This window comes from Paenibacillus sp. FSL K6-2393 (genome assembly GCF_038002545.1).
Lineage (GTDB): Bacteria > Bacillota > Bacilli > Paenibacillales > Paenibacillaceae > Paenibacillus.
In genome coordinates this window covers 5,840,241-5,856,414 of sequence record NZ_JBBOCU010000001.1, presented here as the reverse complement: position 1 = coordinate 5,856,414, position 16,174 = coordinate 5,840,241, and the positions used below count along the sequence as shown (strand labels likewise).

The 16,174-nt window shown below is 45.9% G+C and carries 15 protein-coding genes; 9 read left to right on the top strand and 6 right to left on the bottom strand.

Translation table 11 applies throughout. The annotated features are described in order from the left end of the window. Positions 1–222: 222 nt before the first annotated feature. A complete protein-coding gene (locus MHI14_RS26040) occupies positions 223–549 on the bottom strand; it encodes a hypothetical protein (RefSeq protein WP_341131561.1) in 327 nt (108 codons plus the stop codon). A gap of 22 nt (positions 550–571) precedes the next feature. After that, positions 572–823, bottom strand: a complete 252-nt coding sequence (locus MHI14_RS26035; RefSeq protein ID WP_091015829.1) for a hypothetical protein — start codon at positions 821–823, stop codon at positions 572–574. 156 nt (positions 824–979) lie between these two features. Here MHI14_RS26035 and MHI14_RS26030 point away from each other — a divergent pair, with 156 nt between their 5' ends. After that, entirely contained in the window at positions 980–2,332 is a 1,353-nt protein-coding gene (locus MHI14_RS26030; RefSeq protein ID WP_341131560.1) for a lipase family protein, read from the top strand. A gap of 42 nt (positions 2,333–2,374) precedes the next feature. After that, the gene (locus tag MHI14_RS26025) at positions 2,375–2,671 is read left to right on the top strand and encodes a WXG100 family type VII secretion target (protein WP_341131559.1); all 297 of its coding nucleotides are present in this window, start codon (positions 2,375–2,377) and stop codon (positions 2,669–2,671) included. A gap of 92 nt (positions 2,672–2,763) precedes the next feature. Here the strand turns inward: MHI14_RS26025 and MHI14_RS26020 are convergent, their stop codons facing one another. Continuing rightward, the gene (locus MHI14_RS26020; RefSeq protein ID WP_341131558.1) at positions 2,764–3,297 is read right to left on the bottom strand and encodes a hypothetical protein; all 534 of its coding nucleotides are present in this window, start codon (positions 3,295–3,297) and stop codon (positions 2,764–2,766) included. A 199-nt stretch (positions 3,298–3,496) separates the two neighbouring features. Here MHI14_RS26020 and MHI14_RS26015 point away from each other — a divergent pair, with 199 nt between their 5' ends. Together MHI14_RS26015 and MHI14_RS26010 are read left to right on the top strand one after the other, a co-directional pair. Next, complete coding sequence (locus MHI14_RS26015; RefSeq protein ID WP_341131557.1) at positions 3,497–3,859, top strand: hypothetical protein; 363 nt, start codon at positions 3,497–3,499, stop codon at positions 3,857–3,859. Between the two features lie 48 nt (positions 3,860–3,907). Next, the gene (locus tag MHI14_RS26010; RefSeq protein ID WP_341131556.1) at positions 3,908–4,411 is read left to right on the top strand and encodes a hypothetical protein; all 504 of its coding nucleotides are present in this window, start codon (positions 3,908–3,910) and stop codon (positions 4,409–4,411) included. An 81-nt stretch (positions 4,412–4,492) separates the two neighbouring features. On the opposite strand, the gene MHI14_RS26005 is transcribed toward MHI14_RS26010, so the two are convergent. The 3 genes from MHI14_RS26005 to MHI14_RS25995 are packed head-to-tail and all read right to left on the bottom strand — an operon-like array spanning position 4,493 to position 8,248. Beyond that, positions 4,493–5,656: a Ger(x)C family spore germination protein gene (locus tag MHI14_RS26005; protein WP_133386566.1), complete on the bottom strand. Its 1,164-nt coding sequence runs from the start codon at positions 5,654–5,656 to the stop codon at positions 4,493–4,495. Next, positions 5,653–7,155: a spore germination protein gene (locus tag MHI14_RS26000; protein ID WP_341131555.1), complete on the bottom strand. Its 1,503-nt coding sequence runs from the start codon at positions 7,153–7,155 to the stop codon at positions 5,653–5,655. The genes MHI14_RS26005 and MHI14_RS26000 overlap by 4 nt, the downstream gene beginning before the upstream one ends. Then, the gene (locus MHI14_RS25995) at positions 7,127–8,248 is read right to left on the bottom strand and encodes a GerAB/ArcD/ProY family transporter (protein ID WP_341131554.1); all 1,122 of its coding nucleotides are present in this window, start codon (positions 8,246–8,248) and stop codon (positions 7,127–7,129) included. Before MHI14_RS25995 ends, MHI14_RS26000 begins: the two co-directional genes overlap by 29 nt. A gap of 277 nt (positions 8,249–8,525) precedes the next feature. On the opposite strand from MHI14_RS25995, the gene MHI14_RS25990 reads away from it, so the two are divergent. The 5 genes from MHI14_RS25990 to MHI14_RS25970 all read left to right on the top strand — a co-directional run bounded on the left by MHI14_RS25990 (position 8,526) and on the right by MHI14_RS25970 (position 16,134). Next, positions 8,526–10,541, top strand: coding sequence for a family 10 glycosylhydrolase (locus MHI14_RS25990; protein ID WP_341131553.1), 2,016 nt, complete (start codon positions 8,526–8,528; stop codon positions 10,539–10,541). Between the two features lie 3 nt (positions 10,542–10,544). Continuing rightward, the gene (locus tag MHI14_RS25985) at positions 10,545–11,498 is read left to right on the top strand and encodes an ABC transporter permease (RefSeq protein ID WP_091034419.1); all 954 of its coding nucleotides are present in this window, start codon (positions 10,545–10,547) and stop codon (positions 11,496–11,498) included. Positions 11,499–11,538: 40 nt separating this feature from the next. After that, a complete protein-coding gene (locus MHI14_RS25980; RefSeq protein ID WP_076332971.1) occupies positions 11,539–12,420 on the top strand; it encodes a carbohydrate ABC transporter permease in 882 nt (293 codons plus the stop codon). 80 nt (positions 12,421–12,500) lie between these two features. Then, positions 12,501–14,033: an extracellular solute-binding protein gene (locus MHI14_RS25975; RefSeq protein WP_341131552.1), complete on the top strand. Its 1,533-nt coding sequence runs from the start codon at positions 12,501–12,503 to the stop codon at positions 14,031–14,033. 10 nt (positions 14,034–14,043) lie between these two features. Further along, complete coding sequence (locus MHI14_RS25970) at positions 14,044–16,134, top strand: alpha-amylase family protein (RefSeq protein WP_341131551.1); 2,091 nt, start codon at positions 14,044–14,046, stop codon at positions 16,132–16,134. Positions 16,135–16,174: the final 40 nt, after the last annotated feature.

Here is a 16,174-nt window from a genome sequence, read left to right as displayed (position 1 = left end):
TATAACTTGTAATGTGTAAGATTTAATACCTGAAATTTATAAAGACTTTGTGCTCATTTCTTATATGTCGTATACACGATTCACACAAGATGGACTATAATGATTCTACTTCTTTGGAAAAAAGAGGATAAGATTAGGCTATGAAATCCCTATTATTACATATGAAAGAGCCATGTATTTGTACAAGGCCCTAGAGTTTTAAAAGTTAATATTTCTTATAAACTACTTAAGAGGTTTGATGTCTTCGGGCACTGAGTCTGTTTTGACTTCATAAGTATCATAATCCACCATTGAGAATATTTCTTGGGTCATATTTCCTTTTACATACCCTGTTAGTGACACCGTATGAGACAAGTCAGACGGAATGAACTTGTGGCCTGTAAACTCAACATCAATTCCATAGGTACCTTTAAAATAAGCTAGGCTTGCGATCTCGGTTTTTTGTACAATTTCTTTTTGCCCGTTCGACATACAACCGCAAAATACAGTGATACTTATACTAATCAATATTAATAGGGTTAGAGGTGTACGATATTTAATAATAAGCATATCTACTACTCCTTGTTGGAACCTACTTGATTTTTTGGTCAAGTAGCTCTTTCGGTACAACGGCTGTTTGGACTTCAAACGTGTCATAATCAATGAGGATGGTGATTTCGGTTTCTTTATTATTTTTAACATGACCACTCAAACTGATATTGTGACTAAGATCTTTTGGCATAAATTTATGATCAGTGAATTCCACTTCAGTATTATAGTGATCAATAAAGTATTGATGACCCACTTGAGTTGCTTCTTCAATAATTTTGTCTTGATTCGGCATAGAATTACATCCTCCCAATATAAGGGCTAAGATTATAAGTGAAATAGGTACAAATTGAATATTTTTAAAAATATTCTTCAACCTCCTATATATGTGAACTTAACACTTTATAAATATACTTTAACTTTTTAGTTCAGTAAACAGAGAGGAGTTTTTATGGATACCTATATAACTGATAAAACATATAAGGAAATTTCGGAACTGGCCTATCTTAATTTGAATGAAGGAGATTACCCTGATACATTGGATTCGGCTAATTGGAAAGTGATTGAGCCAGATGGAGCAAAATTGCATAGAAAGTCTGGGTTCGACGCAGTTGTTTTAAAGAATGATCTTACAGATCAGATTGTCATCGGTTATCGCGGGACTGAACCGGAAGGGAAGTTGACAGATAAAATCGCGGACTGGGAGACGGATGCTTTGGATGTCGTAGGGGGCAGAAGCAGAAGGCTTGAAGATTCCATAACCGACCCAGAGCGTCATAATATCTTCAAAAATAGTCCATTCAAACTCTTGATGGATAATTCAAGTTGGGAAAACAATCAGTTTCATCAAGCTGAAGAATTATATGAGGCTGTACAGAAGGCTTATCCTGATTCAGATATTTCGCTAACAGGCCATTCTCTTGGCGGTGGTTTAGCTCAATATGTAGCTGCTCGTCATGATGTATCTGGTATGACGTATAGTGCTCCAAGTGTAATGAATCTGCTGGATGATATAAGTTTGGCTAAGGTGAATGAAGGTCACTTTGACAACAAAATGGTTAATGTGGTTCATCCGAGTGATTCTGTAGGAGCTGGCGGAGTAAGTGAATATGACAGGCACGTTGGGCTTACGGTGTACAAGGGACAGGATTTTGACACCGCTAATGCGATGTATCAGAACTGGAAGTTTCAATTACAGTTAAAGGTTCCTTTTCAACCTCTCGGTGCAGGCTCGCCGATGTTGGTTCATGACGTTGGAATAGATATAGATCTAGATAAGCTGTACATTGGAAATATCGTTAGATTATTGGATTCCTTCTCGAAGGACGAAGGCAAGGGGTACCACTCCATGAAGCAATATGAGTTTGATAAGGATGGCAACTTAATTGGCCCGTTAATCGATCGGAGTACGGGAGAGACGCTTGATATTTCTCCAAGATGGACTGCACATCAGAAAGCAATGGCTGTGTTCTCTAATGTGATGTCTGGTGCAGTAGCTTCGTATATATCCGGAGTAGGTAGTTCTGGTGGCGGTAAGATTCAATTAACACCGGAAGAATTAGCGCAGTCTGCTCGGGAAATGAGACTGAGTTTGAGCGGATTTTCCAACGATGCACAAGCTTCTATTCAGATGTTCCAGACCCATATAGCAACGAGCGAAAGTCAGTCTTTTACACCGATTGCTTATAATGCAACAGCTACTTTGCAAAAAATTAACCGTTGGTACCAAGAGTCCATAAGTGAGATTGCAGATTATATTGAACGAAAGAGAGAAGATTTTGTAATCGCTGATCAGCAACAATAATAATGGGATTTATATAGATAGATTAACAGGAGGAAAGTGGACATGGGCAGAATATCCGTATCTCTGTCGGATTTACGAAGAGCCGTTCAACAATGCGAACAATTGCAGCAACGGCTTATACAACAGGAACAGAAGATGCGTACGATTCATGGAAGGTTGCAGCAGGATTGGGTAGGGACATCAGCATCGGTGCTAACTTTCAAGATGCAGTCTTTTGTTGAAGGAGCTGCTGTGAGATTAAGTGAACTAGAAGCTCATAAAGAGGAATTGAAGCGATACATTCGCAAGATGGAAGAAGCGGACAGAGAAGATCAAAGAAATCTTAGCAGGATGCAGTAATTGTCTATATCTGCTCACAAGTAAATAGTCAGATAGGAAGTAATCCTCCCACCTAACTATTTACTCCCTTGGGTAAGCAGTAATATAACTGATTAGTGTGTATCAGTAGTGTTCCTGTTCAAAGTTTGAATTTTCTCTTGGATATACTGGTGGTAATCGCGGAAGCTGCTGATGTGATGCAAGGAATCAGAATTCTCGGACTGGATCTTAATTTTACCGTCCTGAGGCAATTTTTTCATCTCAGCAATGACGGATTTGGAACCTTGGATATCGCCGGACATGTCCTGAATTCGCTGTAATAATGCCGGATGTCCTTCATGTTGGAGCATTTCGGCGAGGGGTCGCATTTCCTCCAACTTTTGGCTCGATCGTTCAAGTGTGGTCATCACTTTGTCTCCATCTGTACTTGCGCTAAGCGAGACCATTCGGTGAATATGGTCTTTCTCCATACGTTCAAGCGCCTCCAGATGGGAAGCTTCCAGTCGTTTGGGATCACTCCAACTCTCCGATCGAACGGTGTCATTCTGTTGCTGGGAAGCATTATTCGCAGTGCCATTGCCACAGCCCCATAACAGAGTTGAGCAGGTTAACACGGCTCCAACGGCGATGATACTTTTTAACCTCATGCTGTCACTCCTTCGATATTTTCCTGAAGGTAGTATGAGCTATAATATCCAAAATCATGCTTCATCTTTTCATTTCTTTCCCATAAAAATGGAGCTTACATACTTTTGGCTACGGATAATCAAAGTGATAGTAATGTAGCAAATGACCCCAATAAGTGAAGTTACAATTGCAACGTTATGTAATGAGGTGAGAAGCATTATGAATCTTTATACTAATAACATATGGCGCTGGACCATCAATCTTCTGTATCCTGCCATTATCTTTGTCTTCCAGAGTTGGGGACCGATATTGGATTCTTGGGCGGGGCCCATTTTGTTTGTCGCTTTGTTCTGCTTTCTGTGGAGCGATGTAAAGGACATGTTCCTCTCGACTGGACTAACATGGTTTATTGCCATCCCGTGTTGGTGGTATTGGATTGAACGTCCGAAACCATCGTTTGGTGCGGAGAATTTTGCCGCACATCTATGGTTAATTGTACTTATGTATATTGTCTTTGTGCTCATTCCCCAGACCTTAATTCTGACTACTCGGTTGCGGGTAATGCATTATTATAAGAAGTGAAAGTCAATTTAGAATAGGCGAACGTACAAGGATTAGGGGGAAGCAAATATGAGTCGCTTAAAAAGAATCAACAAGCCGTACTTCATCTTCCTCATATGGAATGTACTCATGATCGGCGCTGTACGTGGATTAACCTTCCAGCACGAACCCGGCAGAGGGGTGTCTGGCAACGGTAACCTGGGACTTCTAGTGTTAGCTCCATCTCTTCTGACCTTCCCGATTCTATGTATTTGGACGACAACTTTGTCCAAATGGTGGTTATATGATCAGCGTCAGCGCTGGGGAGGAAAGGTGCATGTCTGTGTACCCTTGATTGCTCTCCCACTGTGTGTGTTGTCAGTCTTTCTGGAGTTACGTATTATCGATGACTTACGAATGCAACTCAATGGATTTACGAATGATCCGAATTCGGCAGTGTACCGTTTTGGCTGGCTGAACCAATACACGAACACACTGTTTTACAACGTGCCGATCCTGCTGTTCGGCCTATCTTTCTCCATATTGATAGGCTGGCTAATGGAATGGAAACTTCGCAGTAACAGATCCGCATGATTCGAATTGCAAACGAACGACATCATAAACTTAACACCCTTTATCCGGCTCCAGACGGACAAGGGGTGTTTTACGCGTTTCCTACACTTTCCGTTTATATTTCCCTGTATACGGAATCGTGAGATGGATTTTCAGATCCTGAATCGAGTCTTCGGTAAGCATCATCTTGCTGCCATTGTTTGATAACTTACGCCAGAGCTTTGGATTTTTGCGATACAGCTTCTCCTGAAGGCCGTAAATATCGACACCACGCTCAAGGCCATGACGATAGGTCTGCATGATCTGCTCACGTAACTTCACTTCACTGATCTGGATCATCTCTTCATAAGAGGTGGGCACCAGGTATTCGTACAGGGCGGTGAGGTATTGGGCGTCAATGTTGAACTTGACCTCTTCCCCATGAATGACAGGTTTAATTTTGATCTTTGGCAATCCTACACTCAGTGCCCCGTAGATCGTTCCATCCTTCTGAACTAGTAGGGGGGCCCGCCGCATGTCCTTGATTAGCCAGTGATAACCGGGAAGCTGACTGCGTGGAAAGTATTCAAAGTCATAGCCAGTCTTCTCAAAAAAGGCCCCTTCCACCAGAAACAAATCATGTTTCTTCTCATTCTCAGCCCACTGGGTATTGTTCAATGCAAGACTCGGCAGATACGTCGTGGTAGCCGGATCATTATGTGTTGCAATGAGTTTAAAGCTAAGCACAGGCGGATACAACGATTCTTCCATGTACGTCGGGAGCGGGTTGTGAAGAATGCTGTCCAGTGGCGACATATTATACATGGACGTTGCACTCAGAATTTTCTCCAGAGGCTCTCGTGTTCCGTACACCCAGGTTGTATAACGGGATTCTGGAAATCGTCCCAGCATGTCGAACACTTCTTTGATATGTTTGCTAGTCAGCACACCTTCGGCCATAACGATGGCTGTCACATGCCCCCAAGCCATGTGTAATTGAGCCGTGCGGAACAGCTCGTTCAGCGCCAGACTCATGGTTTTCCCTTCGGCATGTCCGACCCATACAGGCGGTGTATCTGCACTTTTGGTCGAACTTTCACTTTTGGCGACACTGGCAAAATCCAGCGTTTGTACATACAGGTGGTACATGCCGTCCTTATAATCAATCCCAAAGGCTTTGGCGTAGTCCACCTGTTGAATCTCAAAGGCACTCCAGCATCCGCTTGTCATCACGCACATCGATAGGCTTAACAGACCCAGCAAACATCGCTGTAACAAGTGTTTCATCGTCCGTTTCCTTTCTTACGCGGTTCTTGAGTCTCAAGATAGACGGGTCTTCGTTTACCTAACCCCTTTGGCAGTTTGAATAATGAAGCTATCGCTTGTTTGAAATGAAGCGGTGTTAACGGCGTGAGATACGGAATGCCAAATGATTTGAGATCAGTCAGGTAGATGAGGAACAGAATCAACGACAGGATGAACCCATAGATGCCGAGGGATGCCCCCAAGACAAAACAAAGGAACCGCAGGATCAGCACAGAACTGGTCATGACCTGATTCACAATGGTTGCTCCAGCTACGACGGTAACTGCGATAATGACAATCATGAGGGGAGAGACCATGCCGGCTCGAATGGCGGAATCTCCGATAATCAGACCTCCAACGACCGTTAATGTCTGGCCGATGGCACTTGGTAAACGTACCCCCGCCTCTCGGAACAGCTCCATTAGCAGCATAATGAGAAACATCTCCACTCCCGATTCCATTGGAAGTCCCATGCGTCCAACCGATATCGTCGCGACTAGAGGAAAGGGGATCTGATCCATATGAAAGGATGTCAGCGCAATATAAAAGCCAGGCAGGAATACGGTGATCATCAGGCCAAGAAAGCGCAGCATCCGTCCTACGTTCACAGGCAAGAAGGGAAAGCTGGCATCCTCCGGTGATTTGAGCAAAAGAAACAGATTGACTGGCCCAATAATGGCGCTGGGATTGCCGTCTACAATGAGGATAAAACGTCCGTTCAGGAGACATTCTGCAGCAAAGTCAGGCCTGCCCGTATAATGGGTGACGGGAAACAAAGTAATCTTCGAAGGCGACAGCAATTCTTCCAGTTCATTGGCGGTCAAGATGCGTTCCGTCTCAATCTTACGCAACCGATCCTGGACGTCTTCGATCAGCTCCGGATTGGCGATATTCTTGATATACATCAATGCCACCTTGGTTGCAGAACGTGTACCGATCAGTTCGATATTACAGGCCAGTTGGTTCGTACGCAGACGGGTGCGTATCAAGGCAACATTGACTGCAAGTGGTTCGATGAACCCATCTCTTGCCCCACGAATCGAAACTTCGGTGGTTGATTCCTCCGGTGTTCGAGTAGGGATGTTAGATATATCAATACTCCACATGGCTTGAAGGGAAGGAATACAGATCAACATATGGCCTTCAAATACACGGAGAGACATCAGTTCAGTTCCAAATGCCGGATCTTGCAGATCCATTCGGGTCCAATCCAGGCTGATGCACTTTTCAATGTCTGATGTACGGATAAAGTGTGTAATTTCATATGTTCGTTTGAGTTCCGGGAGAATAATATCGTAGATTGCTTCACTATCTACCATACCGCTGCAATAGGTCATAAGGAGTTGCATCGGAGGTTCTCCGAACATATGACTATTGATGATGACATCATCAGATCCGGCAAAAAAGGTATTCAAGTTGTGCTCGTTCATTCGGAACGCTTCAACTTCACGATTATTCTTGGGTTGGGTTGAGATCGGCACGTTTGGGAGCCTCCTTGTCCTTTTTGTGGATTAATGCAGCAATGGTTAATAACACGGTAACGAATGAGACATAGGCCAGCATGACCGGAAACTGAATATGATCCACGTAATAGTCCACGTAATCAATGCGCCACCATTGCATCGCCATGAAGCTCATGATGACGGTAATGGTGAGAATCGCGATATATCGTTTCTTCGGTCTGCGGAAATTCAGCAGATCCACTATAAGATACATGGATATGGCGACCCTTGCAAAGGAACCACTGAGCCACTGATAGATGGACAGAAAATCAACGTGTTGCAACAGTTTCCCTATATTCACAAGTTTCCATTGCTCATAGGGACTGTTCCGTTGTTTCGCTGCTTCTTCAGGACCGAATTCCACAATGGCTCCGATGGTTGGTCCAATAGCCATACTGAGCATGAAAATGCCAAGGATCAGAATATACCACCACCGGATTTTGCCTCTGACTTCATGTTGGAACAGCATGAGAATCCAGATTTCCATAAGCCCGGCAAGAGAGTAGATCATGCCCCGCCACACGGGGCCCATGCCGTTCTCCATGATCGGGAACAATAGACTGTAGTCTTTGTATTTCATATTGGCGGACATTACAAAATAACCAAGCAAAATGACAAATGGCAGCAGCAGACTGGAAGTCATCGCAATGGAGCGTATACCTTTAGCCGCCGCCCATGCGGCAACCAGTGCTCCGCCACCAGCCAGAACGTAAGGTGGCGTGAATTGAAGATATGTGGATACGGTCCAGTTGGTTGTCTCATACAACGTATGTGTACCAAGCGTGAACAGTAGAATGGAAGCGGAGATCCGGAAGATCCAGGAAGGGACCGCCCCGAATTCTCGCGTAATCCAATCTGTTAATCGTTGTCCACGTACTCGCCGAATGATGATATACATCATACATAGGAACAACATGAACAATGGAGCGGCGGCTACAACAGACAACCATCCATCTCTGCCGCCCGCTTCGAGAATTGCTGGAATGGACAAGACATGGCAGACTAGTCCGGCACTTAATAAAATGATGGAAAAGGACAACCAAATGGTAATTTGACCTTTTTCACGACTCATGGGAATCCTCCTTTCCAATGAAGGAAGTTTCCGTTAGGTTGTACAGCATACAGGAAGTTGATTCCTTTTTCAGTTTTTTTGAATCAAAAAACTCAACAAAGTAGCAAACGGACAATTATTGTCTGCCATATCTGGCGTGTATGCCTTCATACTGTTCATTGGCTCTGTAGAACAGACATATATTTCCTAACCGATTTCTGCAAAAAATGTCCCTACTGTGCCTGTCATCCAAGGTATACGGTTAAAGTACATCGCAGACAAGAGGAGGACGATGCGAATGAACTGGTGGTCTTCGAACCAGCTTCGCCTGATTCAGAACAATCTCCGTGAGATCGATGCGGGGATGAATGTGGACCTGTTGATGAAAGAACTTCAGGAGTTTCAAGCCAATGTGTTGATGATGAATGCGGGAGGCATCTTTGCCTTCTATCCTTCCACATTGGAGCACCAATACGTCACACCTTATCTTCATGCGGATGTGCTACAGGAAGCCGTCACTAAGGCGCATGAGCTGGATATGAAGTTTGTCGCCCGTTTTGATTTCAGCAAAGCTCATGAATCGCTTTTTGAAGCACATCCGGAATGGTTTTATCGTGATCGTGAAGGACAAGAAGTGAATTATTATGGCATTGTGCATACGTGTCTGAACAGTGCGTATCAGCAGGAAAAATCGCTCGAAACCATCACGGAAGTCTTGGAGAAGTATCCGGTGGACGGCATTTTCTTCAATATGTTTGGTTATCAGCACTGGGATTACAGTGGTAACTATTATGGTCCTTGTTACTGTGACAATTGTCAGCGTCGTTTCAAAGAGATCTGCGGGAGTGAGCTACTGGACTATACAGGCCCTGAGCATGAGCTGCATGCAGCGTATCTTCAGTTTCAGGAGGTCACTTCCAGAGAGATTCTGAGCAAAATTCATGACTTGGTTAAATCCCGCTGGCCTCATGTGGCAATCAGTACCTACCATCCTCACCAGGTCGATATCATTCGCAAGGAATCCAACACATCACTTACCCGTGCCTTACCTTTATGGCAGTACTCTGCTTCTGAAAATGTAGCTTCTGTCGTACAGAGTTGGGATAACAAGCTGATCAGCAATTGCAGCATCAATGCCATCGACTTGACCTACCGGTTCACAGGTGTTTCTCCGTATGAGACTGAAGTGCGGTTACTTCAGAATATCGCGAACGGATCAGGGCTGGACTTCTGTGTCATTGGGGCATTTGAGGGATATCCGGATCGAAGGAACTTTCCCGTGGCACAGCGTATCTTCCGCTATCATGCAGACCATGAACATATCTATGGGCATCTCGCTTCCATGGCAGAAGTGATTTTGATCAAACCGTCCGCGGCTGGGGCGGGAAGGGAATATCTAGGATTGTTCAAAATGTTAAAAGAAGCCCACATACTGTTTGATGTCATCGTGGAAGAACGGATTGCAGCCATGGCGCATAAACTCGCCGCAGTGAAAGTAGTCATCTTGCCCGGGATGCAACGTCCTGAACCACTAACATTAGAAGCATTAAAAGAAGTGCAAAGTCAGGGAGTAGCGCTGCTTGCTACAGGCAATGCCTTCAAGAATGATGCGGAATGTTTGCAGGAATGGTTTGGGGTTGTCCACTCAGGGGATGTAGATATGCTGCCTGCCGCCTACTTGCATGTAGGTGACAATAATCTCTTTCCCAGTCTGAAGGATCGGGATTGGATTACGGTCAGCGGCGGTTTTTCGCGGATGCAGTTCAATCCATCGCATACGGAGCGATATATGCCTTATATCGAACCAGCCTCTTTTGGTCCACCGGAGCGGGCCTATGGTCATCAGATGGGAGAGAGTTACGGATTGGGGATCACCCAATATGTTGATCGTGGGGCAGGCATCTATTACGGTTGGAATCCAGGTGCGTTGTATTACAAACACGGTTTCGAAGATCACAAACATGCAGTGACGGATATACTCGATCGGTTCATTGGAGAACGCTCATTGAGAACAGACCTTCCAGCCAGTGTAGAGCTGTTCCTGAACCAAATGGAAGATGGCAACCTGTTGGTTCAGCTATTGAACTTGTCCGGTTTCAATGGCACGACATATATGGAAGCGTTACCGTTATATGACCTTGCAATTGAACTTAACAACATCGGCACATCCATACATGCGTACTCCCTGTGTTCGTCCAAAGCTGTTCCCATCAAGAGAGAGGCAAGTGTAACAAGGATTAGCCTCACTATGTTGGCACGGTATGAGGCCATTGTAATTGGCATGGATCATGCCTCGAAGAGAGAGGTGATGTAGCCGATGAACACCCAGTTAAAGACAATAAGCCGCTCAAGTGGCAAGTTGGAATCCGGCAGTCTGCTATCGCGCATGTACAAACACCGGATGATTTATTTACTCATTTTGCCGGGGCTGTTGTACTTCTTATTATTCAAAGTTGTTCCCCTCTGGGGACTGCTTCTCGCCTTTCAGGATTACAATCCATTCCTTGGATTTACGAGCAGTGAATGGGTGGGATTTAAGCATTTCAATGAACTGTTTGGCAGTTCCAACTTCTATATCATGCTGCGCAATACACTCGCCATCAATCTGATCGCGCTGGTGTTCCATTTCCCACTGCCGATCCTGATGGCACTGATGCTGAATGAAATCCGGCATGAGACGTTCAAACGCATCAATCAATCCATTGTATATTTACCGCATTTTCTGTCATGGGTTGTTGTTGCAAGCATGACGTTTTTCCTGCTCTCCACCGACGTTGGCATTGTGAACAAACTGATTGCGCAGAGTGGGAAAGACACGATTTCGTTTTTATCCGAACCGAATTATTTTTGGGGTTTACTTACCGCCCAAAGCATGTGGAAGGAAGCCGGTTGGGGGACAATCATTTTCCTTGCTGCGATGGCGGGGGTCGATCCTCAGCGTTACGAAGCAGCGGTTGTGGATGGCGCCGGACGTTTCCGGCAGATCTGGCATATTACCTTGCCAGCCATTCGGCCAACAATTATCATTTTGCTCATTCTACGCCTTGGGAGCATGGCGGATACCGGTTTTGAACAGATCCTGCTGATGATGAACCCCTTGGTGCGCTCGGTAGGGGAGGTATTCGATACGTATTCCTACACGTATGGCATTTTGCAAGGCAAGATCAGCATCGGAGTTACCGTAGGACTGTTCAAAGGTCTGGTCGGATTGTTCCTGATTGTGGCTGCCAACAAAATTGTGAAAAGACTTGGACACGAGGGAATCTATTAACCCGGAGGGTCGTTGTTCTTTTTGGACAGGAGGATAAGAAATGAGCTTTGTTGTGCAGAAAAAAGGTCTGACACTCTTTGACTGGATCAATTACAGCCTGGTTGCCTTGATCTCGCTAGCCTGCATTTTCCCGTTTCTGTACGTGTTCAGCGTATCGTTTACCGATCCGAAAGTGTATGTGCCGCTGAAGTTTTATCTTTTTCCGGAAAAATGGTCGCTGGAGTCGTATCGTTACATTTTATCAACGAATAGCTTCCTGAACGCTTTCAAAAGCACATTGTTTATTACGGTGGTTGGCACCATACTGAATATTATCGTATCCTTCACGATGGCCTATGGTTTAACGAAGAAGTCGTTGCCCGGTCATAAGTGGATCATGGGGCTGGTCATTTTCACCTTGGTGTTCAGTGCCGGCATTATTCCCAACTACTTGCTTGTTAAGGAATTGGGGCTGTTGAACTCATATTGGTCCATGATTCTGCCTGGACTGACGAATGCATGGAGCCTGATTGTGATTAAAAGCTTTCTCGAATCGCTGCCCTCCGAATTGGAAGATGCGGCACAGATTGACGGATGCAGTGACCTGACGGCCTTCATCCGCATCATAATCCCGTTATCGATGCCAGCCATCGCGACGTTTACGCTGTTCTTCGCAGTGGGACACTGGAACGCCTATTTCAATGCACTCATCTATCTATCCGATTCTAGCAAATGGACGCTTCAGTTACTCATCAAAACTCTTGTAATCGATTCGAATTCGGTCGCCGTGGCTCAGGCGGGAGCCAGTGACGAAAGTGTTGTGCCGCAGGAGACGATTCGAATGGCTTCCATTGTACTGGCGATGGTACCGATCCTGATCGTATATCCATTTTTACAGAAGCACTTTGCCAAAGGGGTCATGATTGGTTCGGTCAAAGGGTGACGGTTACAAAGTGAATAAACAAAATGTTTATCAATAAATATGCAAACGCTTACTAAAAGGTTTTAGGGGAGGAAATAACAATGCAAAAGCTCAATAAACGATGGACGACTTGGCTCTGCATTCTTTTGACCGTTTCCATGCTTGCCGGGTGCAGTGGATCGGGAGAAGCCACTAATCCAGGTATAGGGGAATCTGGGGGAGATGAGACGCTGAATATCAAGATGTTTGCAGGCTTATACAATGAGATTCCTGATATGGACAATGCATACTGGACCGAATGGGAGAAACGAACGAATGCCAAGTTGGATATCGAATGGGTACCCTCTGGAGATCTGGATACGAAGCTGGATCTGCTGCTCGCGTCGGGTGACCTGCCCGAAGTGGTAGCCTACCAGAATCAGATTCGTCCAACTCTGATTACTGCCATTCAAAATGGTGCGTTCTGGGATTTGACGCCGTTCCTTGGAGATCTCAGCGAATATCCGAATCTGAAGGAGAATCTTGCACCCGATGCCCTGAAGTATCTGACAGTCGATGGAGGAATCTATGCGGTGCCGCGTTCCCGCTCTCGTATTGATGGAGGGCTGAAGATTCGGGAGGACTGGCTGAAGAAGCTGAACCTGCCGATTCCCAAGACATTCGAAGAGTATAGGGAAGTCTTGAAAAAGATTGTAGATAGTGACATGGATGGCAACGGGAATAAGGATACCGTCGGCTTATTGTTCATCAACAATCCACCAGCAATGTTCCAGGCGGGATTCGGAGCTTATAATCCCACCTATGATAATGACGGCGGGTTGATGAGCCCCGGCTTAACATCTCAGTATATCGAGATGATTGAGTGGTTCCGTGAATTGTATGCGGATGGATTGTTATCGAAAGAGTATGCCGTCATGAAAGAAAGCCAGGCTGAGGAACTCTTCAAGACCAATCGGGCCGCTTCCTATGGACGTCCAATCTGGTGGGATCACGAATGGGAGCAGGCCATGAAGAAATCCGGCCAACCGGATGCGAAGATTCTGAATCTGTCCCTGACAGGTCCTCATGGAGATGCGGCAGTCGGGCTGGAAACCGGCGTAGCTGGTGGATTTTATATTTCGAAAAAGGTGCCGGAAGAAAAGGTGAAGCAGCTTCTGAAGTATTTTGACATGACGGCTTCTCAGGAGATGACAGATTTCTCTTACTATGGAATTGAAGGTGTTCATTATACGGAACAGGACGGTCAGAAGGTTCTGACGGAACAGGGAGTTAAGGAAGTGAATACGACCAGCAAAGGGGCGGGAGTGCTCGCTTACGCCAAATGGGGCAAGGTGATCAGTGCTTCTGGTGACAAGGCTTATAATGATGCCAAAATCAAGGAAGTCGAGAACTTTGATGAGATAGGCAAGATTGATTTCTATCGAGTCATCACTTCAGAAGCATGGAGAGAAACGTGGCCTAAATACGCAGACGAATACAGTTCCATGCTAACCCGGACGATTGTCGGTCAAACCAGTGTGGAACAACTCAGAGCCTATGTAGATAAATTGAATAATCAGCCTGACATCAAGCAGGCGTACCAGGAAATGGCCAAAGCGTACGATCAATTCAATCAACCTACAATAACGGAATAGAGGAGAAACGATGAAGAGCCCAATAACCGAGCAGGAACATCGTCCATGGTGGCAGCAGCCGCTAAGCATCATCCAGCCCAATATGCAGGTCAAGGATACGGCAAAGATTAATCCCGAAAAGCTTGCGGATCAGATCATGGAGATGGGCGCCAATGCGATGGTGTTCAATACCGGTGGGATCTATGCCTGGTATTCATCCCAAGTGAATTTTCATGTGCATAATGGCTATTTGTCCCGAGACAGTGATCTGCTGCGGGAGTTGATCGACAGTTGTCATCAGCGGGGAATTCGATTTATCGCCCGCTTTGATTTTAGCAAGGCAGAGGACTCCGTCTATCTGCAGCGGCCCCAATGGTTTGCACGTAAGGAAGGAGGGCAACCGGATATTATTGGGGCTACACGCCCGGGTCATTGGCCGCTTCTCATGTCGACCTGCATTAACGGGGGTTATCGGAACGAGGAATTGGCTGTTCCAGTCATTCGGGAGGCGCTGGAACGTTATGAGATCGACGGTGTTTTCTTTAACGCCCCCGGATATGTCTTCTGCCAATGCTCCAAATGTCAGGAGAAATATAGAGGTCTATATGGTGCGGATCTGCCTGGAACGTCTGCCGAGCTCGAGCCCGATTTTGCTGCACGTTGCTTCGATGATAATCTGGGACGGATGTATCAGGAGATTAAGACTGTCCGACCTGAAGTACCAATGATTCTGTACTATAATCTGCACCGGGATCATCTGGAGAAGAGGGTTTCCATTACGGATATGCTCTGCACGGAGCCACAGGATGTCCTGTCACTGGGACATACACGTATACCGGAATTTTGGCAGCCGGCGCTTAGTATCAAAGTGGGGCGCTCCGTTCCTGGACGTCCAGATCCCTTCGGCATCATTCATTCCTGTCCGGGGATGGACTGGCGCCACACGGGGCTTCCACCAGCCGAGTACCGGTTCTGGCTCTCGCAGATCCCGGCCAATGGAGGCCAACTCTGGCACTCCCTGACCGGAATTCCGGATACAATTACGGATAAGCGAATCTTGCGTACGGTGAGGGAAGTCAACACGGATGCGGCAAAACTTGCTTCATATATGGACGGTGCACAGCCGGTATGTCAGGTAGCATTACTGTGGAATGCAGACCGTTCTGCAGAAGGTCTGGCTGAAGCGCTGATTCATAAGCAAATTCCGTTTGATGTGATTCTGCCGGAACAGTTGGCAAGCGTGGATCTGCATCGGTACCAGGTCATTCTTTTGCCTGAAGGATGCACGTATCCGCCTGATTTTGCAAAAACGTTACATGAATATGTGAGTCAAGGAGGCAGTGTGTTTGCAGAAGGGCAGTTGCCCGTGGAAGAAAAGCAGAGCAAGTCCCTTATGGCTGATCTGTTCGGTATTACCGGGGAAATGCAAGAGAGTGAGTATTTATTCGCTTCTTATTTGCGCTTCGAATCTTCGGCACTTGTAGGCATAGACACACCTAAGGGCACGAACCCATTGCAGCGTGAATTGGAAGAGACCGAACTTATCCCCCATCGCGGCAAGGTAATGTACTGCCAACCGATCGATACAGACGTACAGGTATTGGCAACATTGGTGCCTCCATTTTCTCCTTTGGAAAGTGTCGGCGCACCTCCTGAACGTGCTTCACTGGCTGTGAAGCAGACGGATCTGCCGCTGGCACTGCTTCGTACACTTGGAGGGGGGAAGGCGTGTTATTTACCTTTTTCGCTTAGCAGTCTAATCCATGAATTTAAGCTGGAGGAACATTTCAGACTCTTTGCTAACGCCGTAGACCTTCTGCTGGATGGAAAGGCAACGGTATCTGTGACAGCAATTCCGGGACTACAATTAACGGTTTTTCGCAAAGACGACGAGCTGCTTATTCATCTGGTCAACGGAGCAGGACGCAGACCATTGTCTTCCGTCCTTCCGCTCCACGATATTGAGATTACGGTGGGCTCTGGTGAGGGGAGTCCTGCAGGAGAAGCGGAAGCCTTAATTACCGAAAATCTTCTGAAAACGCAATGGGTTGAAGGTGAATTGAAAATAAACGTTCCCCGACTTGATGTTTGGGAGTGTATCCGCATACCGCTCTTGATATAATGAACCCTAATAGTTGAGGGTAATGAGCATAAGGCAGCAC

Excerpts from the sequence above, each read along its gene's own strand:
- MHI14_RS26040 (WP_341131561.1), bottom strand. The coding sequence starts at position 549 with ATGCTTATTATTAAATATCGTACACCTCTAACCCTATTAATATTGATT.
- MHI14_RS26035 (WP_091015829.1), bottom strand. The coding sequence starts at position 823 with ATGCCGAATCAAGACAAAATTATTGAAGAAGCAACTCAAGTGGGTCAT.
- MHI14_RS26030 (WP_341131560.1), top strand. The coding sequence starts at position 980 with ATGGATACCTATATAACTGATAAAACATATAAGGAAATTTCGGAACTG.
- MHI14_RS26025 (WP_341131559.1), top strand. The coding sequence starts at position 2,375 with ATGGGCAGAATATCCGTATCTCTGTCGGATTTACGAAGAGCCGTTCAA.
- MHI14_RS26020 (WP_341131558.1), bottom strand. The coding sequence starts at position 3,297 with ATGAGGTTAAAAAGTATCATCGCCGTTGGAGCCGTGTTAACCTGCTCA.
- MHI14_RS26015 (WP_341131557.1), top strand. The coding sequence starts at position 3,497 with ATGAATCTTTATACTAATAACATATGGCGCTGGACCATCAATCTTCTG.
- MHI14_RS26010 (WP_341131556.1), top strand. The coding sequence starts at position 3,908 with ATGAGTCGCTTAAAAAGAATCAACAAGCCGTACTTCATCTTCCTCATA.
- MHI14_RS26005 (WP_133386566.1), bottom strand. The coding sequence starts at position 5,656 with ATGAAACACTTGTTACAGCGATGTTTGCTGGGTCTGTTAAGCCTATCG.
- MHI14_RS25995 (WP_341131554.1), bottom strand. The coding sequence starts at position 8,248 with ATGAGTCGTGAAAAAGGTCAAATTACCATTTGGTTGTCCTTTTCCATC.
- MHI14_RS25990 (WP_341131553.1), top strand. The coding sequence starts at position 8,526 with ATGAACTGGTGGTCTTCGAACCAGCTTCGCCTGATTCAGAACAATCTC.
- MHI14_RS25985 (WP_091034419.1), top strand. The coding sequence starts at position 10,545 with ATGAACACCCAGTTAAAGACAATAAGCCGCTCAAGTGGCAAGTTGGAA.
- MHI14_RS25980 (WP_076332971.1), top strand. The coding sequence starts at position 11,539 with ATGAGCTTTGTTGTGCAGAAAAAAGGTCTGACACTCTTTGACTGGATC.
- MHI14_RS25975 (WP_341131552.1), top strand. The coding sequence starts at position 12,501 with ATGCAAAAGCTCAATAAACGATGGACGACTTGGCTCTGCATTCTTTTG.
- MHI14_RS25970 (WP_341131551.1), top strand. The coding sequence starts at position 14,044 with ATGAAGAGCCCAATAACCGAGCAGGAACATCGTCCATGGTGGCAGCAG.